The sequence below is a fragment of the Streptomyces enissocaesilis genome, from assembly GCF_039533765.1.
Taxonomy (GTDB): domain Bacteria; phylum Actinomycetota; class Actinomycetes; order Streptomycetales; family Streptomycetaceae; genus Streptomyces; species Streptomyces enissocaesilis.
In genome coordinates this window covers 214,634-239,231 of record NZ_BAAAUD010000041.1, presented here as the reverse complement: position 1 = coordinate 239,231, position 24,598 = coordinate 214,634, and the positions used below count along the sequence as shown (strand labels likewise).

Sequence of the window (24,598 nt, the reverse complement as noted above, 5' to 3'; positions counted from 1 at the left end):
GCGCGCGGGTGCGGGCCCCCTCACCGGGGCCCGCACGGCGTGGCCAGGGCGGCAAGGACGGTCTCCAGCGCCTGGCGCAGGGTGGTCCGGCCGGTGGTGCCGCTCCCCGGCCGGACCACCCCGTCGTACGTGAGCCCTTCGGCGAACGCCACGACGATCCGCCCGCCCGCCACGGGGCCCGGGCTGCCGAGCCCGGCGGCCACCGGGCGGGCCCGCTCGGCGAAGCGTTCCCTTGCGCGCCGCAGTTCGGCGCCGGGAGCGAGAAGGGCGCCTCCCCCCGGCCGCGAGGCGCGGTCGGGGGCACCCGCCGGAGCGGGAGGGGGCGCTGTCACGCCAGGCCGGGGCCCCGTACCGGGATCGAGGTGAACGTCGGGGCCGGGGCGGGCTCGGTGAAGAAGTCGTTGCCCTTGTCGTCGACCACGACGAACGCCGGGAAGTCCTCCACCTCGATCCGCCAGACCGCCTCCATGCCGAGCTCCTCGTACTCGACGACCTCGACCTTCTTGATGCAGTCCTGCGCGAGCCGGGCGGCCGGCCCGCCGATCGACCCGAGGTAGAAGCCGCCGTGCGCGCCGCAGGCGTCCGTGACCTGCTTGCTCCGGTTGCCCTTGGCCAGCATCACCTTGGAGCCGCCCGCCGCCTGGAACTGCTCGACGTAGGAGTCCATCCGGCCGGCCGTCGTCGGCCCGAAGGAACCGGACGCGTACCCCTCGGGGGTCTTCGCGGGGCCGGCGTAGTACACCGGGTGGTCCTTCAGGTACTGCGGCATCTCCTCGCCGGCGTCCAGCCGCTCCTTGATCTTGGCGTGCGCGATGTCGCGGGCGACGACGAGCGGTCCGGTCAGCGAGAGCCGCGTCTTGACGGGATACTTGGTGAGCTCGGCCAGGACCTCGTCCATCGGCCGGTTGAGGTCGATCCTGACGACGTCCCCCGCCTCGTCGAGCTGCTCGTCCGTCGTGTCCGGCAGGAACCGCGCCGGGTCCTTCTCCAGCTGCTCCAGGAAGACGCCCTCGGCCGTGATCTTCGCGACCGCCTGGCGGTCCGCCGAGCAGGACACGGCGATCGCGACGGGCAGCGAGGCGCCGTGGCGCGGCAGCCGCACCACGCGCACGTCGTGGCAGAAGTACTTGCCGCCGAACTGCGCGCCGATGCCGATCTTCTGCGTCAGCTCGAAGACCTTCTCCTCCAGCTCCTTGTCCCGGAAGCCGTGGCCGGTCGGCGAGCCCTCGGAGGGCAGCTCGTCGAGGTAGTGCGCGGAGGCGTACTTCGCGGTCTTGAGCGCGAACTCGGCCGACGTACCGCCCACCACGATCGCCAGGTGGTACGGCGGGCAGGCGGCCGTGCCCAGCGAGCGGATCTTCTCCTCCAGGAACTTCATCATGGAGGTCTCGTTGAGGACCGCCTTCGTCTCCTGGTAGAGGAAGGACTTGTTGGCGGAGCCGCCGCCCTTCGCCATGAAGAGGAACTTGTACGCGCCGCCGTCGGTCGCGTACAGCTCGATCTGCGCGGGCAGGTTCGAGCCGGTGTTCTTCTCCTCCCACATGTTCAGCGGGGCCATCTGCGAGTAGCGCAGGTTGAGCCTGGTGTACGCGTCGAAGATGCCGTGCGAGAGGGCCTCCTCGTCGCCGCCCTCCGTGAGCACGTTCTGGCCGCGCTTGCCCATGACGATCGCCGTGCCGGTGTCCTGGCACATCGGCAGGACGCCCGCCGCCGCGATGTTCGCGTTCTTCAGCAGGTCCAGCGCCACGAACTTGTCGTTCGAGGAGGCGTCGGGGTCGTCGATGATCCGGCGCAGCTGGGCGAGGTGCGCGGGCCGCAGGTAGTGCGAGATGTCGTGCATCGCCTCGGCGGCGAGGGTGCGCAGCGCCTCGGGTGCGACCTTGAGGAACGTACGGCCGTCGGCCTCGAAGGTGGAGACACCCTCGGCGGTCACCAGGCGATACGGCGTGGTGTCCTCTCCCAGGGGGAGCAGATCTGAGTACGCAAACGCCGGGTTGGGCGGGCGGGAGACAGGGGGCATTACGGCCATTCCTCACTCGGCAGACGGCGACTGGCCTCCATTGGCGCAGCGCGTCCACCAGCGTAAGACTCCGGCGGGGCGCCGGGTCTGTGAGGTAAGGCTCAGTTGCCGGGCTTCCGCACTAGTCGCGATCTATCGCGTCTGGGTACGCTGGGGCGGTGGACCTCGACAAGAACCATCCAGCGCCCACCCCCCGCGAGCCCGCGCTCCGCGCGTCCGACGCGGACCGCGACCGGATCGCGGACATCCTGCGCGATGCCATGGCCGAGGGCAGGCTGACCGCCGAGGAGCACTCCGACCGCATCGACGCGGTCTACCGCGCCAAGACCGTCGCCGAACTGGAGCCGCTGGTCCAGGACCTGCCCGTTCCCGGCGGCACCCGTGGCGGGACGGCCACGGCGGCGTACGCCCCGGACGATCCCTCGGCGCCGGCCTCGGCGGAGAACCTGGTCGCGGTCTTCAGCAGCTCCACGCGCAGGGGCCGGTGGCGGATCGGCCGCAGGACCAACGCCTTCGCGCTCTTCGGGAGCGTGGAGATCGACCTCACCGAGGCGCTCTTCGGGCAGCGGCTGACCGTGATCAACGTGACCTCGATCTTCGGCCACGTCGAAGTCCGCGTCCCCGAGAACATCACGCTGCGCGGCAGCGGCACCGGGATCTTCGGCAACTTCGAGGTCGACACCCTCGAAGCCCGCAACCCCGAGGCGCCGGTCGTGGTGGTCAACGGCTACTCGGTCTTCGGCAACATCGAGGCGAAGCCCAAGCGCGGGAAGCGCATCGCGGACCTGCACGGTCGCATGCGCAAACACCTCGGGCACTGACGCGGTTCGAAACCCTGTGCATAGGCGCGCGCACAGCGGGTAGGGAACGCTGCATCGCTGCTCGCTCCCGAAGTCGTCGTCAGGAGTAGACCGTGCTGCATCCGCCGCATCAGTCCCTGCAGGTCGCCGCCGTTCCGTCGCAGCGTGCGCCGGCCCGGGAGCAGGCCGGCCCCTGGCACACGGAGGCGGTGTGCCGCCGGGACGAGGCCGGGCTGTTCTTTGCCCCTTCAAAGGAGCCGACGGCCGCGAGACTGGCCCGGGAGGAAGCCGCGAAGCGGGTCTGCGCGCGGTGCCCGGTGATGATCGAGTGCCGGGAGCACGCACTGCTCCAGCCCGAGCCGTACGGGGTCTGGGGCGGCCTGACCGCCGCCGAGCGCCGGGTGGTGCTGGCCAGGCGCAGGCGGCGCGAGATAGAGCTGAAGGCCGTCTCACCCGCGGACCGGATCGCCGCCGCGGGCTGACCCGCGCGACCCACTCCCTCTTCTCACTCCCCTGGAACCCTCTTTCCCTTCCCCCTCCGTGCGTCCCCACCGGCGCCTGGCCGCATGCCGGTTGGGCGAACGCCGGGCGGGGTGCGTGTGACGCGTGCCCCCTGGGGCGGACCGAGGTGCACGGGCCGACGCGCGGACCGCGGGCACGACCCGGAGGCCGGGTCCGAGGCGGTCGCAGGCCCGGATCGTGGCGCGGACCCCGACGGCCGCGACGCGCGGACCACGCGTCTGTCTCCGCTCGCCGTACGGGTGCACCCGTACGGCGAGCGGAAGGCGACGCCCTTGCCCGGGGCCCCTACTTCGCGCGGTCGAAGTCGATGGCGCTGTAGGCGCGCAGCTTCGAGAGGCGGTGCGTCGAGTCGATCTGGCGGATCGTGCCCGACTTGGAGCGCATCACCAGGGACTGGGTGGTGGCGGTCTCGGCGCGGTAGCGGACGCCGCGCAGCAGCTCGCCGTCGGTGATGCCGGTGGCGACGAAGAACACGTTCTCGCCGCTGACCAGGTCGTTCGTGTGCAGTACGCGGTCGAGGTCGTGCCCCGCGTCGATGGCCTTCTGGCGCTCGGCCTCGTCCTTGGGCCACAGCTTGCCCTGGATGGTGCCGCCGAGGCACTTGATCGCACAGGCCGAGATGATGCCCTCGGGCGTACCGCCGATGCCCATGAGCAGGTCGACGCCGGTGCCTTCGCGCACCGCCATCACCGAGCCCGCGACGTCGCCGTCCGAGATGAACTTGATCCGCGCGCCCGTCTCGCGGATCTCCCTGACGATGCCCTCGTGGCGGGGGCGGTCGAGGATCATCACCGTGACGTCCTCGGGCGTCGAGTGCTTGGCCTTCGCGACGCGGCGGATGTTGACCGAGACGGGGGCGTTGATGTCGACGAAGTCGGCGGCCTCGGGGCCGGTGACCAGCTTCTCCATGTAGAAGACCGCGGACGGGTCGAACATGGTGCCGCGGTCGGCCGCCGCAAGCACGGCGATGGCGTTCGGCATGCCCTTGGCGTTGAGCGTGGTGCCGTCGATCGGGTCGACGGCGATGTCGACCTCGGCGCCGGTGCCGTCGCCGACGCGTTCCCCGTTGAACAGCATCGGGGCTTCGTCCTTCTCGCCCTCGCCGATGACGACGATGCCGTTCATCGAGACGGTCGAGACGAGGGTCCGCATGGCCTTCACCGCTGCGCCGTCCGCGCCGATCTTGTCACCGCGGCCGACCCACCGCCCGGCGGCCATGGCGGCGGCCTCGGTGACCCGGACGAGCTCCAGGGCCAGGTTGCGGTCGGGGGCCTCGGGCGAGACCTCCAGCTGAGACGGGAGATGGTGCTCGGTCATCGGAGCGCACCTTTCTGTACGGCGACGGCCGGATAAGGAGGGTGCCGCCGACTCTAGCGGTACGTCGAAAAAATGAGCAGAGGGGGGCACGTATGAGCGGCATATCGGGATGAGACGCCCCACGCGCGGGCGGCGTCCGGGCATGGGGGACGATGGGGGAGTGGCAGGTATGAAAGGCAAGCAGACGGTCCGGGGCATGGTGCTGTCGATGTCGGTGATCGGCATCGCCGCCGCGAGCATGTACATGTTCATCCCGCACGACGACTCGGCGGACCCGCTGAAGCCGGTCGACTACCGGGTCGAGCTCGTCACGGCGCGGCGGGCCGCGCCGTACCCGGTGGCGGCCCCGGTGGGGCTCCCGGAGACCTGGAAGCCGACGTCCGTCTCGTACGACCGGCAGGCCGGCGACGCCTGGCACCTGGGCTACCTCGACCCCGACCGGGAGTACGTCGCGGTAGAGCAGTCGTCCGGGCCCGCGGAGAAGTTCGTCCGCGAGGTCAGCCGGCAGGCGACGAGGACCGGGAAGACCCTGCGGGTCGGCGGGGAGGGCTGGCAGCGCTGGGAAGGCCCGAAGTACGACGCGCTGGTGCGCGAGGAGAAGGGCGTGACGACGGTGGTCACGGGGACGGCGTCGCAGGAGCGGCTGACGGAGATGGCCGAGGCCCTGGAAGCGAAGAAGTCCTGAGCCGCCGGGCCGCCCGGGTGTGATGAACACGACGAGCACGACGAAGCCGCCGCAATCCGGGGATTGCGGCGGCTTTCTCGCGTCCCGTCGTCCGGACCGACGTCAGACGGTGGTGACGACCTCGTCGTAGGTCAGGCGCGGGGAGCGCGGGAACCACGCGTCGTCGCCGGGCTTGCCGATGTTGACGATCATCAGCGGGGTGTGGTCGCCGTCCAGGAACTCCTTCTGGACGGCGGCGAAGTCGAAGCCGGTCATCGGGCCCGCGGCCAGGCCGGCGGCGCGGACGCCCACGATGAAGTAAGCGGCCTGGAGGGCGGCGTTGAGGCCGGCGGCCTCCTCGCGGACCGGGCGCTCCGCGAAGAACATGTCCTTGGCCTGCGGGAAGTGCGGGAGCAGGGCCGGGAGCTCCTGGTGGAACTCGTTGTCGGCGGCCAGGATCGCGACCAGCGGGGCGGAGGCGGTCTTCGGCCGGTTGCCCTCGGCCATGAGCGGGACGAGGCGCTCGCGGGCCTCGGGGGAGCGGACCAGGACGACGCGCAGCGGGGACTGGTTGAACGCGGTCGGACCGAACTTGACCAGGTCGTAGATCGCCTGGACCTGCTCCTCGGTCACCGGCTCGTCGGTGAAGGTGTTCGCGGTGCGGGCCTCGCGGAAGAGGAGGTCCTGGGCGGCGGCGTCAAGGACGAGAGACATGCGGCTTGCCTTCCGGGCGTACGAGGGTGGTGGGGCGAAGAGGTCGGACAGTGGCTTCACCGTAGGTCAAATTAGGTTAACTTTCAACTAAAGCGGGATCGTCGTGATCGGCTTCACAGTGCGCCCGGCCCCCTGCGTGTTCCGCCCGCTCCCTCCTCCCCCCGCCCGCCCTTCAGCTCTCGTCCGCGAGTGCGGCGTCCAGGCGGGCCCTGGCCCCGTCCAGCCAGCGCCGGCAGACCTTCGCCAGCTCCTCTCCGCGCTCCCAGAGCGCGAGCGACTCCTCCAGCGTCGTACCGCCCGCTTCCAGGCGCCGTACGACGTCGATCAGCTCGTCCCGGGCCTGCTCGTAACCGAGCGTCGTCGCGGACTCGTCCGTTCCGGCCATGCGTTCCACCCTGTATGTCCTATGTGTACGTACGAACAAGACTGTCTCTGCACCGCGCCCCACCCCTTCCCTGAGAAACCGGTCACCGGCCGCCCGCTCCACCCCGGTACGGCAGGCTCCGTGCCGGCCTCACTCCACGACCCGCACGGTGAACTCCCCCTCCGAGACCCGGGCCCGCAGCTCGTCGCCCGGTCCGACCTCCCCGGGAGAGCGGACCACCGCGCCGCCGCCCCGCTGGAGCACCGCGTAACCGCGCTCCAGCGTGGCCGCCGGAGACAGCGCCACCACCCTGGCCCTGGTGTGCGACAGCTCCGAGTCCGCGCGGTCCAGCAGGTGCCCCAGCGTGCGCCGGCTGCGCGCCACCAGCGCGTCGACCTCCGCCTCGCGGTCCTCCACCATCCGGTGCGGCCGTTCCATCGCGGGCCTGGCCAGCGCGTGCGCGAGCCCACGCTCCTCGCGGTCCAGCAGGCCCTGCACGGTCCGCAGCGCCCGGTCGCGCAGCAGCTGGACGCGGTCCAGCTCCTCGCCGACGTCCGGCACGACCTTCTTCGCCGCGTCCGTGGGCGTGGACGCCCTCAGGTCCGCCACCAGGTCGAGCAGCGGCGAGTCCGGCTCGTGCCCGATCGCCGACACCACCGGCGTACGGCACCCGGACACCGTCCGTACGAGCTGCTCGTCCGAGAACGGCAGCAGGTCCTCGACACTGCCTCCGCCGCGCGCCACGATGATGACGTCGACCTCCGTCAGCTCGTCCAGCTCCTTCACGGCCTGGACGACCTGCGCCACCGCGCTCACCCCCTGCACCGCCACGTTGCGCACCTCGAAGCGGACGGCGGGCCAGCGCCGGCGCGCGTTCTCCAGGACGTCGCGCTCGGCCGCCGACGCCCGGCCCGTCACCAGACCGATGCGCTGCGGCAGGAACGGCAGGGGCCGCTTGCGGTCCGGTGCGAACAGCCCCTCGGCCGCCAGCGACTTCTTCAGCAGCTCCAGCCGGGCGAGCAGCTCACCGATCCCCACCGGCTTGATCTCCGCCGCCCGCAGCGACAGCTGTCCGCGCGGCGCGTACCACTCGGGCTTGGCGCGCACCACGACCCGCGCGCCTTCCGTGACCACGTCCGCGACCGGGTCGAAGACCTGCCGGAAGCAGGTCACGCCCACCGAGACGTCCTGCGAAGGATCACGCAGGGTCAGGAAGACGACCCCGGCGCCGGGCCTGCGCGACAGCTGCGTGATCTGCCCCTCGACCCACACCGGCCCCAGCCGGTCGATCCACCCGCCGATGAGGCGCGAGACCTCACCGACGGGCAGCGGAGCGTCAGCGGACGTATGCAGAGCCATGCACGAAGGCTAACCGCCGGCACCGACACCGGGCCCGGTCCGGCGCCCCCGTTGCGCGGCCACCACGACCAGCCCCACGACCAGCCACACCGCGCCCACCACCTGCGCCGTGCGCGACGCCTCCACGATCACCGCGACCGCCACCACCGCACCCAGCGCCGGCATCAGCACGTGCCGCCACCACACCGGCGGCCCCGCCATCCGCCGTACGGCGAACCAGCTCACCACCGACACGTGCAGCAGCACGAACGCCGTCAGCGCCCCGATGTCGACCACCGACACCAGATGGTCGAGACCGTCGTCGCGCCGGGCCGCCCACACCGCCGCCACCAGCGTCACCACGGCCGCGACCCCCAGCGCGAACCGCGGCACGCCCGAAGCGGGATCGACCCTCGCCAGTACGCGCGGCAGCCGCCGCTCCCGCGCCATCGCGAACAGCAGCCGCCCGGCCGCCGCCTGCCCCGCCAGCGCCGCGAACGCCGCTCCGACCGCCTTGCTCACCGCCACCAGATCCCCCAGCCAGGTCCCGACCGAGGCGTCCACCGCGTCGTAGAAGGCGGTCCCCTGCTTCCCCGGTTCCGCGGCGAGCTCCGCCGCCGTCACCGGCTGGAGCAGCGCCGCCAGATACGTCTGCGCCACGAACAGCACGCCTGCCAGCGCCAGGCAGAACAGCACCGCCCGCGCCACCTTCGCCGAGCCGCCCGTCACCTCCTCCGCGAACGACGCGATCGCGTCGAACCCGAGGTACGACAGCACCGCCACCGACACCGCGCCCAGGACCGCGGCGAGCGGGAAGCCGCCCAGGGAGCCGTCGCCGGACAGCGGTGACAGCCAGTCGCGCCGCGCCCCGTCCTGCGCGAGCACCACGACCGCGGCCACCACGAACACCCCCAGCACCACGATCTCCATGGCCAGCACCGCGAAGCCCACGCGCGCGGCCGCCCGTACGCCCCACATGTTCAGCCCCGTGGTCACCACCACCGCGAGCGCCGTCCACACCCACTGCGAGACGGACGGCACGAGCGCGTGCATCGCGATCCCGGAGAAGAGGTACGCGACGGCAGGGATCAGCACGTAGTCCAGCATCGCCATCCACCCGGCGATGAACCCGGGACCCTCGCCGAGCGCCTTGCGGGCGTACGCGAAGACCGAGCCCGCCTGGGGGACCACCCGCACCATCTGGGCGTAGCTGAACGCGGTGAACGCCATCGCCACCGTCGCGACGACGTAGACGAGGGCCACCGCGCCGTGCGACTTGGCGTCGAGCGTGCCGAACACGCCGACCGGAGCCATGGGAGCGATGAAGAGCAGCCCGTAGACGACCAGATCCCGGAACCCCAGACTGCGCCGGAGCCCGGCCGCCTCTTCCCGCGTCCCGTCTCTCGTCCCGGTCATCGCGCCTCCGTACGCAGAACTCCGCGGTTCAGGCGTCCAGTCTTGTCCACGGACCTGATCTCCGGGCTCCGGGCACGCCCGTACGATGGGAAACATGACGACTGCACCTGCCGCCCGCCGTGTCCTTCTCGCCGCTCCCCGTGGCTACTGCGCGGGTGTGGACCGTGCCGTGATCGCCGTGGAGAAGGCCCTGGAGCAGTACGGAGCGCCGATCTACGTCCGCCACGAGATCGTCCACAACAAGTACGTGGTGCAGACCCTGGAGAAGAAGGGCGCGATCTTCGTCGACGTGACCGCCGAGGTCCCCGAGGGCTCGATCGTCATGTTCTCCGCCCACGGCGTCGCGCCGACCGTCCACCAGGAGGCCGCCGAGCGGAAGCTCGCGACGATCGACGCGACCTGCCCGCTGGTCACCAAGGTCCACAAGGAAGCCGTCCGCTTCGCCAAGGAGGACTACGACATCCTCCTGATCGGCCACGAGGGCCACGAGGAGGTCATCGGCACCTCCGGCGAGGCGCCCGACCACATCACCCTGGTCGACGGCCCCGAGGACGTCGCGAACGTCTCGGTACGCGACGAGAACAAGGTCGTCTGGCTCTCCCAGACCACGCTCTCGGTCGACGAGACCATGGAGACGGTCGACGCCCTGAAGCAGAAGTTCCCCAACCTCCTCTCCCCTCCCAGCGACGACATCTGCTACGCCACGCAGAACCGCCAGATCGCGGTGAAGAAGCTGGCCGAGGACGCCCAGCTCGTCATCGTCGTGGGCTCCAAGAACTCCTCGAACTCGATCCGCATGGTCGAGGTCGCCCTCGACGCCGGCGCGCCGGCCGCCCACCTGGTGGACTTCGCCGACGAGATCGACGAGGCCTGGCTGGAAGGCGTCACCACGGTCGGCCTGACCTCCGGCGCCTCGGTCCCCGACGTCCTGGTCGACGGCGTCATCGAGTGGCTGGCCGAGCGCGGCTACGGAGACGTGGAGACGGTGAGGACCGCCGACGAGTCGATCACCTTCTCGCTGCCCAAGGAGCTCCGCCGGGACCTGCGTGCCGAAGCGGCCCGCCTCTCCGGCACGTGACGGTCGGCTCCACCCCGTAACGTTGGGTCCATGAACGTGTTCGGAGTGGACATCGGCGGATCCGGCATCAAGGGCGCTCCCGTGAACCTGGAGCGCGGCGATTTGGCGGAACCGCGGCACAAGGTACTGACTCCGCACCCGGCCACGCCCGAGCGCGTGGCCGAGTGCGTCCAGGAGGTCGTCGGCCATTTCGGCTGGAGCGGCAGAGTCGGCGTCACCTTCCCCGGCGTGGTCACGGGCGGGATCACCCGTACCGCCGCGAACGTCGACAAGGGCTGGATCGACGTCGACGCCCGGGCCCTGATCGGTGACCGTCTGGGCATGCCCGTCACCGTCCTCAACGACGCCGACGCGGCCGGCGTCGCCGAGATGACGTTCGGCGCGGGCGCCGGCCGCAAGGGCACGGTCTTCCTGCTGACGTTCGGTACGGGCATCGGCAGCGCGCTCTTCCGCGAGGGCGTCCTGGTGCCCAACACCGAGCTGGGCCATCTCGAGCTGCACGGCCACGACGCGGAGAAGCGCGCCTCCACGAAGGCCAAGGAGGACGAGGACCTGTCCTGGGAGCAGTGGGCGCACCGGGTGCGGAAGTACCTGGCGCACGTCGAGATGCTGTTCTCGCCGGAGCTCTTCATCATCGGCGGCGGGGTCAGCCGCAAGGCCGAGAAGTTCCTCCCCCTGATCGAGGGCATCCGCGCCGAGATCGTCCCCGCGCAGCTCCAGAACAACGCGGGGATCGTGGGCGCGGCCATGGCGGCCGGCGCCGGCTCGTAGCGGCTCCTGTTTCGCTACTCCGCTTCCGCTACTCCGCGGGCTTGCGGGCCGCGCGCCGGGCGGCGGCCTTGGTGGTGGCCCTGGCGGCGGCAGACCTGACGGCGGCGGCCTTGGCGGTGGCTTCGGGGGTGGCGGCCTTGGCGGTGACGTGCGCGGCGGGCCGGGCGGTCTGGGCGACGGCTTGGGCGGCTGCCCGCGCGGTGGTCCGCCGCCGCGTCATCAGCCGCACCTTGCGCACGGTCGCGATGAGCCCGGCGACGAGCGTGCCGCCGTACAGCCAGCCCGCGTGTACGGCGAGCGCCGTGACCACGGCCATGACACGGCCGCCGAACCCGCTCGAGCCCCCGGCGATCGGCACCAGGCCGACGGCGAAGGCGATCGGTACGACGATCGGCGCGGTGACCAGGTCGGCGGGGCGCACCCACAGCGCGGTGAGGGCGCTGAGGGGCAGGAACAGCAGCCCGTACACGAGCGGCGAACCGTCGAACAGCAGCCGGTCCAGTCCGCCGGCCACCAGCATCACGGCCGCGGCGAACAGCCCGCTGCCGAGCCCGGTCAACCGCGGATTGGGCAGCCGCCGCAAGGCCAGTACGACGGGCGGCACGGCCCGTGCCGGTCTCGCCGCCACCCGGTGGGCGGCGGGGGCCCCGGTGGGCCCGCCCGACGGGAGCAGGGGGGTCTGCGACCGCTGCTGGGGACGAGGGGGACGTGCCCTGTGTTGCTCCACCTGGACAACGTAGGTCGCGGGGAGGGACGAACCAGGCGCAGGACACGCCCTTTGGGTGACCTTGGCCTTGCGTTCGAAGTCACGCGGCCGCTCGCCCTTCCGGTCGTGGGTCCGACGGGACGCGCCCGTAAACTGGGGGATCGGTCCACTCCCGGGCCAGTCCGCACTCCAGGAAGTCGCCAACGTGTCGCTCACGATCGGAATCGTCGGCCTGCCGAATGTCGGCAAGTCGACCCTGTTCAACGCCCTGACCAAGAACGACGTGCTGGCGGCCAACTACCCGTTCGCCACCATCGAGCCCAACGTCGGCGTCGTCGGCGTCCCCGACCCCCGCCTGGCGAAGCTCGCCGAGATCTTCAACTCCCAGAAGATCCTCCCCGCCACGGTCGACTTCGTCGACATCGCCGGCATCGTCCGCGGTGCCTCGGAGGGTGAGGGCCTGGGCAACAAGTTCCTGGCGAACATCCGCGAGTCCGACGCGATCTGCCAGGTCATCCGTGCCTTCAAGGACGAGAACGTCGTACACGTCGACGGCAAGGTCTCGCCCAAGGACGACATCGAGACGATCAACACCGAGCTGATCCTCGCGGACCTCCAGTCCGTCGAGAAGGCGGTGCCGCGCCTGACGAAGGAGTCCCGCCTCCAGAAGGAGAAGGTCGCGGTCCTGGCCGCGGTCGAGGAGGCCCAGAAGATCCTCGAAGCGGGCACCACCCTCTTCGCCGCCGGCATCACCGCCGGCACGGAGAAGGGGCAGCTCCTCCACGAGCTCCACCTCCTCACCACCAAGCCGTTCCTCTACGTCTTCAACGTCGACGAGGACGAGCTGGTCGACGAGGACTTCAAGAACGAGCAGCGCGCGCTCGTCGCCCCCGCCGAGGCGATCTTCCTCAACGCGAAGATCGAGTCCGAGCTGATCGAGCTCGACGACGAGGAGGCCCTGGAACTCCTCCAGTCCATGGGCCAGGAGGAGCCGGGCCTCGCCACCCTCGGCCGCGTCGGCTTCGACACCCTGGGCCTCCAGACCTACCTGACGGCAGGCCCCAAGGAGACCCGCGCCTGGACCATCAAGAAGGGCGCGACGGCCCCCGAGGCGGCCGGTGTGATCCACACCGATTTCCAGAAGGGCTTCATCAAGGCGGAGGTCATCTCCTTCGCCGACCTGGTCGAGACCGGCTCGGTCGCCGAGGCCCGCGCGAAGGGCAAGGCCCGCATGGAGGGCAAGGACTACGTCATGCAGGACGGCGACGTGGTGGAGTTCCGCTTCAACGTGTAGCCGCTGACATATCACCACGTTGCTGATCTGGTAAACATGCAGGTCGGAGAGGGCCCGACTCTTCGGAGTCGGGCTCTCGGTTTTTCCCGTGCTGGGACGGTGCTGGGATGGCTGACCCCTCGTCACCTGTCATCACCCCTGTTCATCCCTACCGTGCTGGGATGGTGCTGGGACGCGGATGCCCTGACGGTGCTGGGATCCACTCCGGTGAGTGGCTGAACCGTGGGACGGTGGCTGCTGGCTCGGGCAAAGAGATCAGCACTGCTAGTCGATTCTCGTGAGGAACTTGTGAGCGCGCTCGGCAGCTTCGTCTGGTCTATCGCTGACCGACTTCGGGGCCCCTGTCGCCCCAACCAGTACGGGACAGTGGTTCTCCCGTTCACGATCGTGCGGCGGCTCGACTGCATCCTCGAACCCGATCATGCGATGGTGCGACCCAGATCGTCGACTACGGCGATCCCTACATGGAGATGCTCTCGATCTTCCTGCGCCTGCTGGAGAAAGTGATTGCCGAGTCCGCTCGGTCAGCCGACGTGGACCTCTCCGACGTGGTGCTGGTCGGGGTCAAGCACAACAAAGCGATCCCGGTCGACATCTCGCTCGTGGGCGACGGACAACTGAAGGGCATCAGCGCCGCCGGTACGGGCGCGAAGAAGGATCCGAAGTACGTCGCGCTCCAGGTCGTCATAGACAAGATGAACCACCTCTTCGGCGCCGAAACGTTCGCTGCCTCCCAGATCGGGGAGTTCGTGCGGGGCCTCGTCGAGCGGTTGCTCGCCGACCCGAACCTGGTCAAGCAGACCAAGGCGAACTCCAAGAAGCAGTTCCTGGAGTCACCAGACTTCCAAGCGGCCGTCACGGAGGCAGCCGCAGACAACCAGGACGCACACAACACGATGGCTGACTACTTCTTCACCGACGGGCCGGCCATCAACGCGATCATTGTCGCTCTCGCGGATGCCTTCTACGAAGCGGCAGTCGATCAGCAGGTGGGTTCAACCTGAGTGAACGCCAAGGTCAGACGTCCTTGATCTGTACGCGGTCGCCGCACAGTTTCGACCAGTCGTCGCGGTCCGAGGTCAGTACGAGGACGGGTGCCGGGGCGCGGAGCGCCATCGCGGCGACGAGGGCGTCGATGGCGTACTTGTGGCCGTGCAGGCCACCGGCGTCGCTCAGCAGCTGAACTGCGGTGAGGCTGTCCGCCTGGGTGACGTCTTGGACCTGAAGGCGGGAGAGCAGCCAGCGCAGCCGGGCGGTGTCCGTCTTCCCGTAGGCGGCTTCCACCACCGTGAGGGCAGAGACGAGAACGGGTACACCCACGCGCCGAGCGGCCTCGATCCGGGTGATCATCTGACGGTCGTTGCGCAGCAGCAACGACAGCGCCTGGGAGTCGAGCACCAGGGACCTGGCCGCGGGCTCCTTCACGCGGCGCTGTCGTTCGACGCGTAGGGCGCCGGTGCGTCACCGAACAGTTCGCTCTGCGCGGCCTGGACTTCGGCCTCGCTCAGCGGTTCGTGCTCGGCTTCGTAGGCGGCCACGATCTCGGCGAGGCCGTCCATGGCGAGCTGATGCCGGACCGCCGCCGTCACGTACGCGGACACGCCGCGCTTACCAGTACGTGTGCGCAGGGCACCGAGGAGTTCCGAGGGCATCGAGACGGAGATGTTCTCCGTGCCGCCGGGGCGGGGTGACTTCATGGTCGCAATTCTAGTACAGAATCTATTACAGCGTCTGGAGTGCCGAGCGGCCTGTGTCCGGGGCGGGCGTTGATGCGTAGTCTTGGCGCTTCTGGATCTTCTTGTACTCTGCGGTGAATCCCGTGCTGGGATGGTGCTGGGATGCGCCCACATAACCGCAGGTCAGACGGGTTGTGGTGGAGTTCCGCTTCAACGTCTGGCGGCTGACTTGTCACTACGTCGCCGATCTGGCAAACATGCAGGTCAGAAGGGTCTGGCCGTTCGGGGTCGGGCCCCTGGTCGGTTTCCGTGAAGGACCGCCGCTACGGGGTGACAGATCCCTGCCTGCGGTTTTGGCCGCACCTGCTCGGCCCGTCCATGCAGGAGACCGAGCGGGGGCGGGGCGATCCGGCCTTGGCGCGCATCCGGGAGAACTGGACCAGCTGGCGCGGCCGAGCCGTCGAGCCCCTTGTCCGCGAGGCCCTGGTGCGGATACTGCCCGATGACAGACTGCCCGCGGCCCCCGCAGTGGGCGGCTATTGGACCCGTACCAACGACGTCGAGATCGATATCGTCGGGGCGGACCGCGCCCCCGTCGCCAAGGAACTGCTCTTCGTCGGCTCCATCAAGTGGCTGGAGCAGTCGCCCTTCGATCGGCCCGACCTGGCAGCCCTCCATCGACACCGGGCCGCCCTCACTGGCGAACCTGTTCCAGTCGTGGCGGTCTCGCGCAGCGGAGTCGACTGTCCGGGGCTCGATGCCGGCTGCGGCCCCGGCGATTTGCTGACCGCCTGGCCGCGGTGAGTGGCGGATGGCGGGCGAGGCAAGGGGGTCGGGGAGCGCGAACCGGCCGGAGCGCCGCGTAGGGAAGTCGCGCCTGGTCCGGGAGTTCTGAGACCGCCCAGGAGCCCAGGAGGGGGAGCCCGTCGACGAAGGCGGGGAGGGTGTCGGAGCCGATCCGGATGAGCTCCGCGCGGGCGTCGTAGGGGGGAGACGGCGTACGAACCGGGCATCCCGTCCAGGACGAGATGCCCGCAGCAAGGACAGGGGCAGCGACGGCTCACCTGCGCAGTCTCATCGACCTGCTGCCCCCGGCGCCATGTATTTCCGGACCGGTGGCGCCCCGCAGGCCCGCGGGACACCCGTGAACAGCCGTCGGGAGCCGGCAGGTGACGGGTGCCGTCACCTGTCGGGTCGGACCGGCGTGTTCGGCAGGAGGCCGAGCTGGCCGAGGAACTCCAGCTGGTCGAGGTAGAGCCGATAGCTGACGATCCTGCCGTCCTCGACCGTCGCGACGTCGCAGCCCCGTATCCTCACTTCCTTGTTCGTCGGCTCCAGGCTCTCGCCGGACGGCAGCACCAGCGGGCCGGTGTTCCTGCCCGTGAAGTAGCCCTCGTCGACCGCCGTGCTGCCGGATTCGTACGCGTACACCGACTCGTACGTGCTGTCCGGGATCGCGTCCGTCATCTGGCGCCAGTACTCACCGATGTTCTCCCGGCCCCGGATCTCCCCGTCCGGAGTGACGGCGACCGCGTCCTCCGCGAAGCACTCCATGATGGCCTCGAGGTCCGTTCCCCCGGTGAGCGCCTCGGTGAGCCGGTCCATGACCTCGCGCGCCTGTCCCATGATCCACCTCCGATGTGTGCGTGGTGGCATGTCTGTCTCATTTTCCCACAAGGCGGGACGAACCCGGCAGTTCTGCCGGAGGGATCGTCGGTCAGGTGAGGGTGATCAGGGCCGCGATCGCCGGGCCGAACGCGCCGCCGAGCTGGTAGCAGAGGCTGAACAGCCCGATCACCGTCGGGCGCTGGGATGCGGGGGCGGCCCGGGTCGCGTACACCGCGAGGGTGGCGTTGCCCGCCGTGGTCGTGAGGACCGCGACCGCGGCCACCAGGAGGAGCAGCGGCGCCCAGGGGGTGACGGCGGCCGTCACCGGCGCCAGCGCACCCAGGGCGATCAGGACCGTGAGGACCCTGCGCCTGCCCAGCCGGGCGGAGAGCGCGGCGAGGACCAGGGAGAGGAGGGAGCCGGCGAGGAGGGCGATCAGCTGGCCCGCGCCGATGGCGGCGGTGGACCAGTGCGTACGCGCGGTGAGGAGCTGGGGCACCGCGAAGAGCAGGGTGAAGTACGACGTCGACAGGGCGCAGGCCAGCAGCGCGGCCGACAGGAACGCCGGGGCGCGCAGGAGCGCGGCCGGGACGAAGCCGTCGGGACGGGTACGGACGTGGGCCGCCAGGAGCGCGGCCGCCGCGAGCGCCGCGCAGGCCGCCGGCAGCGGGTGGTGCGGGACGAGGACCAGCGCGGTCGCCAGCGCCACCAGGAGCGAGGCACCGCGGGGGTCGAAGGCGTTGGTGGGGGCCGGGGGCGTGCGGGGGGCCGCGCGGGTCACGGCCGGGAGGGCGAGCAGGGCCAGTACGGAGACCGTGAGCGACACGCGCCAGGAGAACGCGTCCGCGATCAGCGAGCCGAACAGTGGGCCGGCCGCGCCGAGGACGCCGAAGCCCGCGGTGATCACCCCCATCCGGCGGACCGACCCGGCCAGGCTCATGGCCGAGGTGATCAGTCCGGCGCCGCCCACGGCCTGGGCCGCCCGGCCCGGCAGGGCCAGCGCCAGCCAGGGCGCGAGGGCCACCAGCAGGGTTCCGGCCAGGACCAGGACCGTACTCACGCGCAGGGTGGTGCGCAGACCGCGGCGGCGCAGCAGGCTCGCCATCAGCGGGGTGCCGACCGCCATGGCCCACGCGAACGTCGTGACGAGCCAGGTGGTGGTCGCGGGCCGGACTCCGAAGGAGCCGGCCATCTCCGGGAGGATCAGGACCGGGCTGTTGGCGCCGGCGGCGACGGGGGTGGCGAGCAGCGCGAGCCAGAGGGCGGGGACCCGGTGGTTTCCGGCCGGAGCGGGCGGGGTTGAGGTGGCGGCCGTGGTTGTGGACGGGGTGGGCTCGGGCATGGGAGCTCCAGTCGTTCAGTCTTGATAATCTCAACGTTGAGATAAAACAGCTCCAGTGTCTCAACGTCAAGTGTCTTAACGTTGAGATTGCTTACGTTGAAGGGAATCAGGATGAGCGACGCGGTGGACGCGATCATCGGCCAGTGGATCGCGGAGCGCCCGGACCTGGAGGAAGACCTCTGGCCCGTGCACGTCCTCGGCCGGCTTCAGCGTCTCGGGCGCGTACTGGACAAGGAGTTCAGGACGTTCGCGGCCCAACGCGGCCTCGAACTGGGCGAGATCGACGTACTCACCACCCTCCAGCGCTCCGGTCCGCCGTACGCCCTGCCGGCCGGCGCACTCCTCAAGGCCGCCATGGTGACCTCCGGCGCGATCACCAACCGCATCGACCGCATGGAGGCCAAGGGGCTGGTCGAGCGCGTGCGCGAGGAGAGCGGCGGCGACCGGCGCACGGTGAGGATCCGGCTCACCGACCACGGCCACGAGGTCACCCGCGAGTACATGGCCGCCCACCTCGCCAACGAGGCCCGCATGCTGCGCGTGCTGGACCGCGAGGAGAGCGACCGCCTCGGCGGCTCCCTGCGCAAGCTGCTGGAGTCCTTCGGCGACACGTCGATCGGCTGACGGACGCGGGTGGACGGCGGCGCCGCCGCACGGGCGCGGTTCGGAGGGCGGCGGTGCGCAGGGTGCGGGCCGACCGGCCGACGGCCGCCGCGATCAGGTGGATCCCACCGCCCCGAGGTGGCGCGGTTCGGTCTCCTTCTGGGGCGGCGCGTTGCCGACGGCCATCGCGACCCCGCCGGATACGCCGGGCAGGCCGCTCGGCGCGATCGCGGTGAAGGGGGTGCGGGCGTGACCCGGCGTCGTCACCGGAGCGGCGGTCGTCGGCAGTGAACCGGCCGTCGTGGCGCCCGCGTACGGTACGCGGTTCACGGCGGGGAGCGGGAGGCCGGAGGCCGCGCCCCGGTGGCGTTCGCCGGCGAGCAGGACCGCGCCGCGGTCCTTGGACGAGAACGTCGGCACCAGGAAGTCGAGTTCGGCCGAAACGGCGTCGGTGGTGGTGGGGTGGGGGCGGAGTGCGGCCCTCCCCGAGCGTGACGGCGGCCGCCGTGCCCGCCGGCGCGTCCTCGTGACGCCGCAGTGAACTCACCCGTCCTGCCGGCGACTTCGGCGGTACGGACGAGGAGGGGGTGAGGTCGGGATCCCGGAGGCCGCCGCGGGCGGGGCGGTGCCGGCGGGGGACTCGACGGGGGCGCGGGAGCCGTCGGCGGGGCAGCGGTAGGCCATCGGCGCCGCTGGAGTCGCTGGAGTCGTGGTGGCCGCCGGGGTGGCCGGAGTCGTCGGGGCCGTCATGCGGAAAGCGGGAGGAAGCCCTCCGCGCGGTGATCGTTCATGTCGGGTGTGTGGCAGGCGTATTGCAGGTCCGAATTGACTCTTGTGGGATTCCTATGGATGCGTCAATCTTTCGCCTGGCGGCAGGACGCGGGAAACGACGCGTACCCCGAAGCGTCATTTTGTCATGCCCCTGTCGTGTCGCTGTACTGCCGCACCGCCGTACCACCCCCCACCAGCGCACCGCCAATGAGGAGGATCCCTCACATGTCCGTGATGCGTAGTTCCCGGCGAAGAATTGCCGCAGCCAGTGCCACCGCCGTCGTAGCCCTCGCGCTCGGCGCGGCCTCCGCCCTCCCCGCCACCGCGGCCACCGCCGCCGAGGGCCGGATCCTGAACGCCGGAGCCCCCGGAACCATCGCGGGCAGTTACATCGTGACCCTCGACGAGGCGGCGGCGGACGCCGGTTCGGCGGAGGGCAAGGCGCTCGCGAAGGAGTACGGCGCCAAGATCAAGAAGACGTACACCGCGGCCCTCAACGGGTACGCCGTCGAGCTGTCCGAGGCGCAGGCGAAGAAGTTCGCCGCCGACCCGGCCGTCGACTCCGTCGTGCAGAACCGCACCTTCACCGTCAGCGCGACCCAGCCCAGCCCGCCGTCCTGGGGCCTGGACCGCATCGACCAGAAGGCCCTCCCGCTGAACCAGAGCTACACCTACCCGGACGCCGCCGGCGAGGGCGTCACGGCGTACGTCATCGACACCGGCGTACGCATCACCCACAGCGACTTCGGCGGCCGCGCCTCCTACGGCTACGACGCCATCGACAACGACAACACCGCGCAGGACGGCCACGGCCACGGCACGCACGTCGCCGGTACGGTCGCGGGCGGCGCGTACGGCGTCGCCAAGAAGGCCAAGGTCGTCGGCGTCCGCGTCCTCAACAACCAGGGCTCGGGCACCACCGCGCAGGTCGTCGCGGGCATCGACTGGGTGACGAGGAACGCCGTCAAGCCGGCCGTCGCGAACATGAGCCTCGGCGGCGGCGCCGACGCCGCCCTCGACACCGCCGTACGCAACTCCATAGCCTCCGGCATCACCTACGCCGTCGCCGCGGGCAACGAGTCCACCGACGCCTCCACCAAGTCGCCCGCCCGGGTGGGCGAGGCGATCACGGTCGGCGCCACCACCAGCACCGACGCCAGGGCCAGCTACTCCAACTACGGCAGCGTCCTCGACATCTTCGCGCCGGGCTCGTCCATCACCTCGTCCTGGAGCACCGGCGACACGGCGACGAACACCATCTCCGGTACGTCGATGGCCTCCCCGCACGTCGCGGGCGCGGCCGCGCTCTACCTGGCGGCCAACAGGACCGCCACTCCGGCCCAGGTCTCCACCGCGCTGACCTCGGCCGCCACCACGGGTGTGGTGACCAGCCCCGGAACCGGCTCGCCGAACCGCCTGCTGTACGTCGGCACGGGCGACACCACCCCGCCGCCCACCGGCAAGCGGTTCGAGAACCTCACCGACTACACGATCCGCGACAACGCCACCGTGGAGTCGCCGGTCACCGTCAGCGGCGTCACCGGCAACGCGCCCGCGACGCTGAGCGTGCCGGTCGACATCAAGCACACGTACGTCGGTGACCTCAAGGTCGACCTGATCGCCCCCGACGGCACCGCCTACACCCTCAAGGGCTACGGCACGGGCGGCAGCAGCGACAACCTCATCACCACGTACACCGTCAACGCCTCCTCGGAGGTGGCCAACGGCACGTGGAAGCTGCGGGTCAGCGACAACGCGGCGAACGACATCGGGAAGATCGACTCCTGGGCGCTCCAGTTCTGATCCGCTCCGACGCGCTCCGACGTGTTCTGACGCGCTGAACGGATGAAGGGGGGCGGTCGCTTCGGCGGCCGCCCCCTGTCGTGCGTCCGCGTACCGCTTCCTTCGGGTCCCCCCGGGCCGCCGCGTGCTCCTGTGCCCCGCGCCCCGGTGGCCTTCAGGCCCGGTCCAGGGAGGGCGGCCGGCCCCACGGCGCCTCCAGCGCCGCCCGCAGGGCGCCGACCGCCTCGCGGCCGATCCGTCCGGCCAGCTCCTCCTCCAGCCTCGCGAGGATGAGGCCGGCCCGGTGGTGCGCGCGTTCGCCCTCCGGGGTGCGCCGGATCAGCCGCTGCCGGCCGGAGGCCGGGTCGGGGACCTGTTCCAGCAGCCCGTCGGCGACCAGGCCGTGCACGGCCTGATGCGCGGTCTGCCGGGTGACGCCCATCCGCCGGGCCAGCTCGGAGACCGTGGTGCCCCGCTCGTCCAGTACGGCGAAGAGCCGGGCCTGGGTCGGGGACACCGGCACCGCGCCGGCCTCGTCCAGAGTCGCCAGCAGTGCGTCCTCGAACCAGCGCCGGGCGTCGCCGAGCAACTGGGGAAGGTCGCGGCCGGTGGCGTTCATCTGTTCCTCACGTGTTCCTCGCGGCGTTCGGACGGGTCGAGCGGGCGGCCGGGCCGGCATGCGGGCGGCCGGGCCGACGGGGACGAGTTTATGGCCGACGACTTGCCCGTCGGCCGACTCTTATGTCAGGCTACCTGACATTCTTTGTGCGAAGCCGACCCTGGGAGAACCCATGACGATCGAGTACGCCACCCGCTACCGGCGCGCCTCGCGCATCCCCGCCGAACCGGGGAAGCCCTATTTCGTCGAGAGGGGCGAGGGGGACCGCGCCCACCTGTTCGGCGACCTGATCACCGTCTACGCGGGCGGCGAGCAGACCGAGAACACCTTCAACTTCTTCACCGTCGAAGGCCCCAAGGGCGACCTCATCCCGGCCCACCTGCACACCGACACCCACGAGGTCTTCTACATCACCCAGGGAGCGGTCCGGCTGTTCGTCGAGGACACCGAGGGCGACCAGCAGGAAAAGCTCCTCACCCCGGGCGACTTCGGTTTCGTACCGAAGAACTGCCGGCACGCCTACCGCATGGAGCGCCACCACAGCCAGGTCGTCGGCGTCGCCGCCGGTCCCGGGGGCACCTTCGAGCGGTTCTTCGAGAACCTCGGCGCGCCCGCCGAGGAACTGGGCCTGCCGAAGGCGCCCGTCGTGCCCGAACCCCACAAGTTCGGCACCGTCCCCCAGGAGTTCGACGTGCGCTTCCTGCCCGACCACCAGTGGCGGACGCGGTGAGGCCCGGCCGTCCCTCCCTGCGGGAGCTGATCGCCGCGCCCCACCCGGACGTCGCCCCCCTGCCGCCCTCCGTCGCGTACGGGTGCGGGGAGGAGTCCGGCGTACGCGTGCTGCGCGGCGTCCCCTGCGGTGCCGTCGAGGGCAGCCGCCCGCTGGAACTCGATCTGTGGCTGCCCGGGGCCGCCCCGGCCGGGCCCGCCCCGCTGGTGCTGTTCGTGCACGGCGGTGCCTGGCGCCGCGGACGCCGCGACGACATGGGCCTGCGTACGCGCCACTGGACCCCGGGGCCCTTCGCCCGCATCGCGGCGGCGGGGGTCGCGGTCGCCTGCGCCGACTACCGGCTCAGCGGCGAAGCCGCCTTCCCCGCCCCGCTGGAGGACCTCCGCACCGCACTGCGCTGGCTCACGCTGCGCTCGGCGGAGCTCGGCATCGACACCGGGCGGACGGTGGTGTGGGGAGAGTCCGCCGGCGGGCACCTCGCCTCCCACCTCGCCCTCACCCACGCCGACCCGCCCCTGGCCGGCGCCGTCGTCTGGTACGGTCCGAGCGATCTGACCACCCCCCGCGACGGCTACGACCCCGCGAACCCGGCCACCCCGGAGGCCCTGCTGATCGGGGCCGCCCCGGCCGCCGCCCCCGACCGCGCCCGCGCCGCGAGCCCCCTCACGCACGTCCGCTCCGACGCGCCGCCCTTCCTGCTCGTCCACGGCGAGAAGGACACCATGGTGTCGTGCGCGAACAGCGAAGCCCTGGCCGCCGGCCTCAAGGGCGCCGGTGCACCGGTCGAGTTGCGTACGGTGCCGGACGCCGATCACGGCTGGTACGGACTGCCCGACGAGGAGGTGGAAGACATCTTCGCCCACTCGCTGCGCTTCGCCCTGCGCCTGATCACCTGAACCGCGGCCATGCCGCGCCCGTACCGCGCCCGCACCGTGCCGCCCCCGCATGCGCTGCCCACGGCCTTCCTGACGGTGAGTCGCCGGACGGGGGTGCGGGGGCCGGAAACGGAATCGAATCGGCCGATTCCGGGGTGAGGGGCTGGCATCCATACCCACGGTAAGGCCCTGCGTAAAAGCAAGTCATCACTTCGGGTGAAACTTTGGCCCGTGCTTGCGGTCAACAACCTACGGTTGCGACGCTGTTGCTGTCTGTCAACCTGATGGGAGTGGCCAGTGACATTCGGTGAGCAGCCGGCCTATCTGCGCGTCGCGGGCGATCTACGGCAGAAGATCGCCGACGGTTCCCTGCCACCCCACACCCGCCTCCCCTCCCAGGCCCGCATCCGCGCGGAGTACGGCGTCTCCGACACCGTCGCCCTGGAGGCCCGCAAGGTCCTGATGGCGGAGGGCCTGGTGGAAGGCCGCTCCGGTTCCGGCACGTACGTGCGCGAGCAGCCCGTCCCGCGCCGCATCTCCCGCGCCGGCTACCGGGGGACGGCACCCTCGACCCCGTTCCGGCAGGAGCAGTCGGAGGCCGGCGCGCGCGGCACCTGGGAGTCCGGCAGCGAGCAGGAGGAGGCGACCGCGTCCATCGCCAAGCGGCTCGGCATCCAGGAGGGCGACCGCGTGATGCGCACGCGGTACGTCTTCAGGGACGCCGGCGAGGCGATGATGCTCTCCACCTCCTGGGAGCCCCTCGCCGTCACGGGGCGTACGCCCGTGATGCTGCCCGAGGAGGGCCCGCTGGCCGGCTGCGGCGTCGTCGAGCGGATGGCCGCCCTCGACATCGTCGTGGACAACGTGGTGGAGGAGGTCGGCGCACGCCCCGGCCTCGCGGAGGAGCTGCTCAGGCTCGGCGGCGTACCGGGCCATGCGGTGCTGGTCATCGAGCGGACGTACTACGCCTCGGGGATGGCGGTCGAGACGGCCGATGTGGTGGTCCCGGCCGACCGCTACCGGATCGCCTACCACCTGCCCGTGAAGTGACCGGTGCGAAGCGGTCGACGGCTGATGCGCGGACAGCTCCTCCGCCCGCCGTGATCCCGAGTCGACGCACCGCCGGATCCCGTGAGGCCCGGGTGACCGACGGCCGTGACGGGCTGTCATGTCCCGGTCCTCATTTCCCGTGCGCACCCGCACACCGGACGGACGGGAAGCCGCCGATCAGCGGCTCGCCGTCCTGGCCGGACCTCTTCTCGCCTGCGCCGACCGCGAGACGGCGTACGAACTGCCGGACGTCGCCGACTGCCCCGCCCGGTCGGGGGCCGTCTGCTCGCTGTGCTGCCCACTCGACTCGGAGTGCGGTGACATGTGCCGCAAGGGGGAGGCGGCGGGCCCCGTGCTGATCCCGGTGCCGACGCTGCCCCTGCCGCCGCGCGAGGGCTGAACGGCCGTCGGGAACAGGGGGCGCACTCGTCGGAGCGCGCCCCCTTTCCCATGGCTTGTTGCGTACCTCTTTGTGTAAAAGCGTATCCGCTGAGTGAAGGTCAGGCGTAGGGTCGGGCATATGCGGACTGCGGTTTCC

At 71.0% G+C, this 24,598-nt stretch carries 27 protein-coding genes and 2 pseudogenes; 15 read left to right on the top strand and 14 right to left on the bottom strand.

Going from position 1 to position 24,598, the window contains the following annotated elements; genetic code table 11:
- Window positions 1-20: 20 nt before the first annotated feature.
- Together ABD374_RS21475 and ABD374_RS21470 are read right to left on the bottom strand one after the other, a co-directional pair.
- Window positions 21-332, bottom strand: coding sequence for a hypothetical protein (locus ABD374_RS21475; protein WP_344497197.1), 312 nt, complete (start codon window positions 330-332; stop codon window positions 21-23).
- Window positions 329-2,020, bottom strand: coding sequence for a fumarate hydratase (locus tag ABD374_RS21470; RefSeq protein ID WP_344497196.1), 1,692 nt, complete (start codon window positions 2,018-2,020; stop codon window positions 329-331). Before ABD374_RS21470 ends, ABD374_RS21475 begins: the two co-directional genes overlap by 4 nt.
- A 158-nt stretch (window positions 2,021-2,178) precedes the next feature.
- Here ABD374_RS21470 and ABD374_RS21465 point away from each other — a divergent pair, with 158 nt between their 5' ends.
- Window positions 2,179-2,841 carry a DUF1707 SHOCT-like domain-containing protein gene (locus tag ABD374_RS21465; RefSeq protein ID WP_344497195.1) on the top strand — a complete coding sequence of 221 codons (663 nt, stop codon included), beginning with the start codon at window positions 2,179-2,181 and terminating at the stop codon, window positions 2,839-2,841.
- A gap of 92 nt (window positions 2,842-2,933) precedes the next feature.
- A complete protein-coding gene (locus ABD374_RS21460; RefSeq protein WP_344497194.1) occupies window positions 2,934-3,302 on the top strand; it encodes a WhiB family transcriptional regulator in 369 nt (122 codons plus the stop codon).
- Window positions 3,303-3,627: 325 nt separating this feature from the next.
- On the opposite strand, the gene glpX is transcribed toward ABD374_RS21460, so the two are convergent.
- Complete coding sequence (gene glpX / locus ABD374_RS21455) at window positions 3,628-4,659, bottom strand: class II fructose-bisphosphatase (RefSeq protein WP_344497193.1); 1,032 nt, start codon at window positions 4,657-4,659, stop codon at window positions 3,628-3,630.
- 160 nt (window positions 4,660-4,819) lie between these two features.
- Here glpX and ABD374_RS21450 point away from each other — a divergent pair, with 160 nt between their 5' ends.
- Window positions 4,820-5,344, top strand: a complete 525-nt coding sequence (locus tag ABD374_RS21450) for a DUF4245 domain-containing protein (RefSeq protein ID WP_344497192.1) — start codon at window positions 4,820-4,822, stop codon at window positions 5,342-5,344.
- Window positions 5,345-5,446: 102 nt separating this feature from the next.
- On the opposite strand, the gene ABD374_RS21445 is transcribed toward ABD374_RS21450, so the two are convergent.
- The 4 genes and pseudogenes from ABD374_RS21445 to ABD374_RS21430 all read right to left on the bottom strand — a co-directional run bounded on the left by ABD374_RS21445 (window position 5,447) and on the right by ABD374_RS21430 (window position 9,155).
- On the bottom strand, window positions 5,447-6,037 hold the full coding sequence (locus ABD374_RS21445) for a malonic semialdehyde reductase (RefSeq protein ID WP_344497191.1): 591 nt from the start codon (window positions 6,035-6,037) through the stop codon (window positions 5,447-5,449).
- Window positions 6,038-6,124: 87 nt separating this feature from the next.
- Window positions 6,125-6,422 (bottom strand): annotated as a pseudogene (locus tag ABD374_RS21440) (exodeoxyribonuclease VII small subunit).
- 129 nt (window positions 6,423-6,551) lie between these two features.
- Window positions 6,552-7,760, bottom strand: coding sequence for an exodeoxyribonuclease VII large subunit (xseA, locus tag ABD374_RS21435; RefSeq protein WP_344497189.1), 1,209 nt, complete (start codon window positions 7,758-7,760; stop codon window positions 6,552-6,554).
- A gap of 9 nt (window positions 7,761-7,769) precedes the next feature.
- The gene (locus ABD374_RS21430; RefSeq protein ID WP_344497188.1) at window positions 7,770-9,155 is read right to left on the bottom strand and encodes an APC family permease; all 1,386 of its coding nucleotides are present in this window, start codon (window positions 9,153-9,155) and stop codon (window positions 7,770-7,772) included.
- Window positions 9,156-9,240: 85 nt separating this feature from the next.
- On the opposite strand from ABD374_RS21430, the gene ABD374_RS21425 reads away from it, so the two are divergent.
- Both ABD374_RS21425 and ppgK read left to right on the top strand, forming a co-directional pair.
- Window positions 9,241-10,233: a 4-hydroxy-3-methylbut-2-enyl diphosphate reductase gene (locus ABD374_RS21425; protein WP_344497187.1), complete on the top strand. Its 993-nt coding sequence runs from the start codon at window positions 9,241-9,243 to the stop codon at window positions 10,231-10,233.
- 30 nt (window positions 10,234-10,263) lie between these two features.
- Complete coding sequence (ppgK, locus tag ABD374_RS21420) at window positions 10,264-11,004, top strand: polyphosphate--glucose phosphotransferase (protein ID WP_344497186.1); 741 nt, start codon at window positions 10,264-10,266, stop codon at window positions 11,002-11,004.
- Between the two features lie 28 nt (window positions 11,005-11,032).
- On the opposite strand, the gene ABD374_RS21415 is transcribed toward ppgK, so the two are convergent.
- Window positions 11,033-11,632 (bottom strand): DUF6542 domain-containing protein, encoded by a 600-nt coding sequence (locus ABD374_RS21415; protein WP_344497228.1) that lies wholly within the window; start codon window positions 11,630-11,632, stop codon window positions 11,033-11,035.
- A gap of 283 nt (window positions 11,633-11,915) precedes the next feature.
- Here ABD374_RS21415 and ychF point away from each other — a divergent pair, with 283 nt between their 5' ends.
- From ychF to ABD374_RS21400, 3 genes are all read left to right on the top strand, one after another.
- Window positions 11,916-13,004 carry a redox-regulated ATPase YchF gene (gene ychF, locus ABD374_RS21410; RefSeq protein ID WP_093799267.1) on the top strand — a complete coding sequence of 363 codons (1,089 nt, stop codon included), beginning with the start codon at window positions 11,916-11,918 and terminating at the stop codon, window positions 13,002-13,004.
- A gap of 222 nt (window positions 13,005-13,226) precedes the next feature.
- Window positions 13,227-13,511: a type I restriction-modification system subunit M N-terminal domain-containing protein gene (locus ABD374_RS34685; protein WP_425577296.1), complete on the top strand. Its 285-nt coding sequence runs from the start codon at window positions 13,227-13,229 to the stop codon at window positions 13,509-13,511.
- Window positions 13,469-14,008, top strand: a complete 540-nt coding sequence (locus ABD374_RS21400; RefSeq protein ID WP_344497185.1) for a hypothetical protein — start codon at window positions 13,469-13,471, stop codon at window positions 14,006-14,008. The genes ABD374_RS34685 and ABD374_RS21400 overlap by 43 nt, the downstream gene beginning before the upstream one ends.
- A 13-nt stretch (window positions 14,009-14,021) precedes the next feature.
- On the opposite strand, the gene ABD374_RS21395 is transcribed toward ABD374_RS21400, so the two are convergent.
- Together ABD374_RS21395 and ABD374_RS21390 are read right to left on the bottom strand one after the other, a co-directional pair.
- The gene (locus ABD374_RS21395) at window positions 14,022-14,429 is read right to left on the bottom strand and encodes a type II toxin-antitoxin system VapC family toxin (RefSeq protein ID WP_344497184.1); all 408 of its coding nucleotides are present in this window, start codon (window positions 14,427-14,429) and stop codon (window positions 14,022-14,024) included.
- Window positions 14,426-14,701 (bottom strand): hypothetical protein, encoded by a 276-nt coding sequence (locus ABD374_RS21390; protein ID WP_014048106.1) that lies wholly within the window; start codon window positions 14,699-14,701, stop codon window positions 14,426-14,428. The genes ABD374_RS21395 and ABD374_RS21390 overlap by 4 nt, the downstream gene beginning before the upstream one ends.
- 291 nt (window positions 14,702-14,992) lie before the next feature.
- Between ABD374_RS21390 and ABD374_RS21385 the strand changes: the two are divergent.
- Window positions 14,993-15,484: pseudogene (locus ABD374_RS21385) on the top strand (DUF234 domain-containing protein); the annotation flags it as partial.
- Window positions 15,485-15,862: 378 nt separating this feature from the next.
- Here the strand turns inward: ABD374_RS21385 and ABD374_RS21380 are convergent.
- Together ABD374_RS21380 and ABD374_RS21375 are read right to left on the bottom strand one after the other, a co-directional pair.
- A complete protein-coding gene (locus ABD374_RS21380; RefSeq protein WP_344497183.1) occupies window positions 15,863-16,306 on the bottom strand; it encodes a nuclear transport factor 2 family protein in 444 nt (147 codons plus the stop codon).
- 91 nt (window positions 16,307-16,397) lie between these two features.
- Complete coding sequence (locus ABD374_RS21375) at window positions 16,398-17,630, bottom strand: MFS transporter (RefSeq protein ID WP_344497182.1); 1,233 nt, start codon at window positions 17,628-17,630, stop codon at window positions 16,398-16,400.
- A 111-nt stretch (window positions 17,631-17,741) separates the two neighbouring features.
- Here ABD374_RS21375 and ABD374_RS21370 point away from each other — a divergent pair, with 111 nt between their 5' ends.
- Window positions 17,742-18,254, top strand: coding sequence for a MarR family winged helix-turn-helix transcriptional regulator (locus ABD374_RS21370; RefSeq protein WP_344497181.1), 513 nt, complete (start codon window positions 17,742-17,744; stop codon window positions 18,252-18,254).
- Between the two features lie 93 nt (window positions 18,255-18,347).
- On the opposite strand, the gene ABD374_RS21365 is transcribed toward ABD374_RS21370, so the two are convergent.
- Window positions 18,348-18,653, bottom strand: a complete 306-nt coding sequence (locus ABD374_RS21365; protein WP_344497180.1) for a hypothetical protein — start codon at window positions 18,651-18,653, stop codon at window positions 18,348-18,350.
- A gap of 576 nt (window positions 18,654-19,229) precedes the next feature.
- Between ABD374_RS21365 and ABD374_RS21360 the strand changes: the two genes are divergently transcribed.
- The gene (locus ABD374_RS21360; protein WP_344497179.1) at window positions 19,230-20,807 is read left to right on the top strand and encodes a S8 family peptidase; all 1,578 of its coding nucleotides are present in this window, start codon (window positions 19,230-19,232) and stop codon (window positions 20,805-20,807) included.
- Window positions 20,808-20,961: 154 nt separating this feature from the next.
- On the opposite strand, the gene ABD374_RS21355 is transcribed toward ABD374_RS21360, so the two are convergent.
- Window positions 20,962-21,405 (bottom strand): MarR family winged helix-turn-helix transcriptional regulator, encoded by a 444-nt coding sequence (locus ABD374_RS21355; protein ID WP_344497178.1) that lies wholly within the window; start codon window positions 21,403-21,405, stop codon window positions 20,962-20,964.
- 172 nt (window positions 21,406-21,577) lie between these two features.
- On the opposite strand from ABD374_RS21355, the gene ABD374_RS21350 reads away from it, so the two are divergent.
- The 4 genes from ABD374_RS21350 (at window position 21,578) to ABD374_RS21335 (ending at window position 24,460) form a co-directional block, all read left to right on the top strand.
- Window positions 21,578-22,135, top strand: a complete 558-nt coding sequence (locus ABD374_RS21350; protein ID WP_344497177.1) for a quercetin 2,3-dioxygenase — start codon at window positions 21,578-21,580, stop codon at window positions 22,133-22,135.
- The gene (locus tag ABD374_RS21345; RefSeq protein WP_344497176.1) at window positions 22,132-23,031 is read left to right on the top strand and encodes an alpha/beta hydrolase fold domain-containing protein; all 900 of its coding nucleotides are present in this window, start codon (window positions 22,132-22,134) and stop codon (window positions 23,029-23,031) included. The genes ABD374_RS21350 and ABD374_RS21345 overlap by 4 nt, the downstream gene beginning before the upstream one ends.
- A gap of 276 nt (window positions 23,032-23,307) precedes the next feature.
- Entirely contained in the window at window positions 23,308-24,060 is a 753-nt protein-coding gene (locus tag ABD374_RS21340) for a GntR family transcriptional regulator (RefSeq protein ID WP_344497175.1), read from the top strand.
- A gap of 139 nt (window positions 24,061-24,199) precedes the next feature.
- A complete protein-coding gene (locus ABD374_RS21335) occupies window positions 24,200-24,460 on the top strand; it encodes a hypothetical protein (protein ID WP_425577295.1) in 261 nt (86 codons plus the stop codon).
- Window positions 24,461-24,598 lie beyond the last annotated feature (138 nt).

Coding starts and splice junctions, on each gene's coding strand:
- ABD374_RS21470 (WP_344497196.1), bottom strand. CDS start 2,020: ATGCCCCCTGTCTCCCGCCCGCCCAACCCGGCGTTTGCGTACTCAGAT.
- glpX (WP_344497193.1), bottom strand. CDS start 4,659: ATGACCGAGCACCATCTCCCGTCTCAGCTGGAGGTCTCGCCCGAGGCC.
- ABD374_RS21445 (WP_344497191.1), bottom strand. CDS start 6,037: ATGTCTCTCGTCCTTGACGCCGCCGCCCAGGACCTCCTCTTCCGCGAG.
- xseA (WP_344497189.1), bottom strand. CDS start 7,760: ATGGCTCTGCATACGTCCGCTGACGCTCCGCTGCCCGTCGGTGAGGTC.
- ABD374_RS21430 (WP_344497188.1), bottom strand. CDS start 9,155: ATGACCGGGACGAGAGACGGGACGCGGGAAGAGGCGGCCGGGCTCCGG.
- ABD374_RS21425 (WP_344497187.1), top strand. CDS start 9,241: ATGGGAAACATGACGACTGCACCTGCCGCCCGCCGTGTCCTTCTCGCC.
- ppgK (WP_344497186.1), top strand. CDS start 10,264: ATGAACGTGTTCGGAGTGGACATCGGCGGATCCGGCATCAAGGGCGCT.
- ABD374_RS21400 (WP_344497185.1), top strand. CDS start 13,469: ATGGAGATGCTCTCGATCTTCCTGCGCCTGCTGGAGAAAGTGATTGCC.
- ABD374_RS21390 (WP_014048106.1), bottom strand. CDS start 14,701: ATGAAGTCACCCCGCCCCGGCGGCACGGAGAACATCTCCGTCTCGATG.
- ABD374_RS21380 (WP_344497183.1), bottom strand. CDS start 16,306: ATGGGACAGGCGCGCGAGGTCATGGACCGGCTCACCGAGGCGCTCACC.
- ABD374_RS21375 (WP_344497182.1), bottom strand. CDS start 17,630: ATGCCCGAGCCCACCCCGTCCACAACCACGGCCGCCACCTCAACCCCG.
- ABD374_RS21370 (WP_344497181.1), top strand. CDS start 17,742: ATGAGCGACGCGGTGGACGCGATCATCGGCCAGTGGATCGCGGAGCGC.
- ABD374_RS21360 (WP_344497179.1), top strand. CDS start 19,230: ATGTCCGTGATGCGTAGTTCCCGGCGAAGAATTGCCGCAGCCAGTGCC.
- ABD374_RS21355 (WP_344497178.1), bottom strand. CDS start 21,405: ATGAACGCCACCGGCCGCGACCTTCCCCAGTTGCTCGGCGACGCCCGG.
- ABD374_RS21350 (WP_344497177.1), top strand. CDS start 21,578: ATGACGATCGAGTACGCCACCCGCTACCGGCGCGCCTCGCGCATCCCC.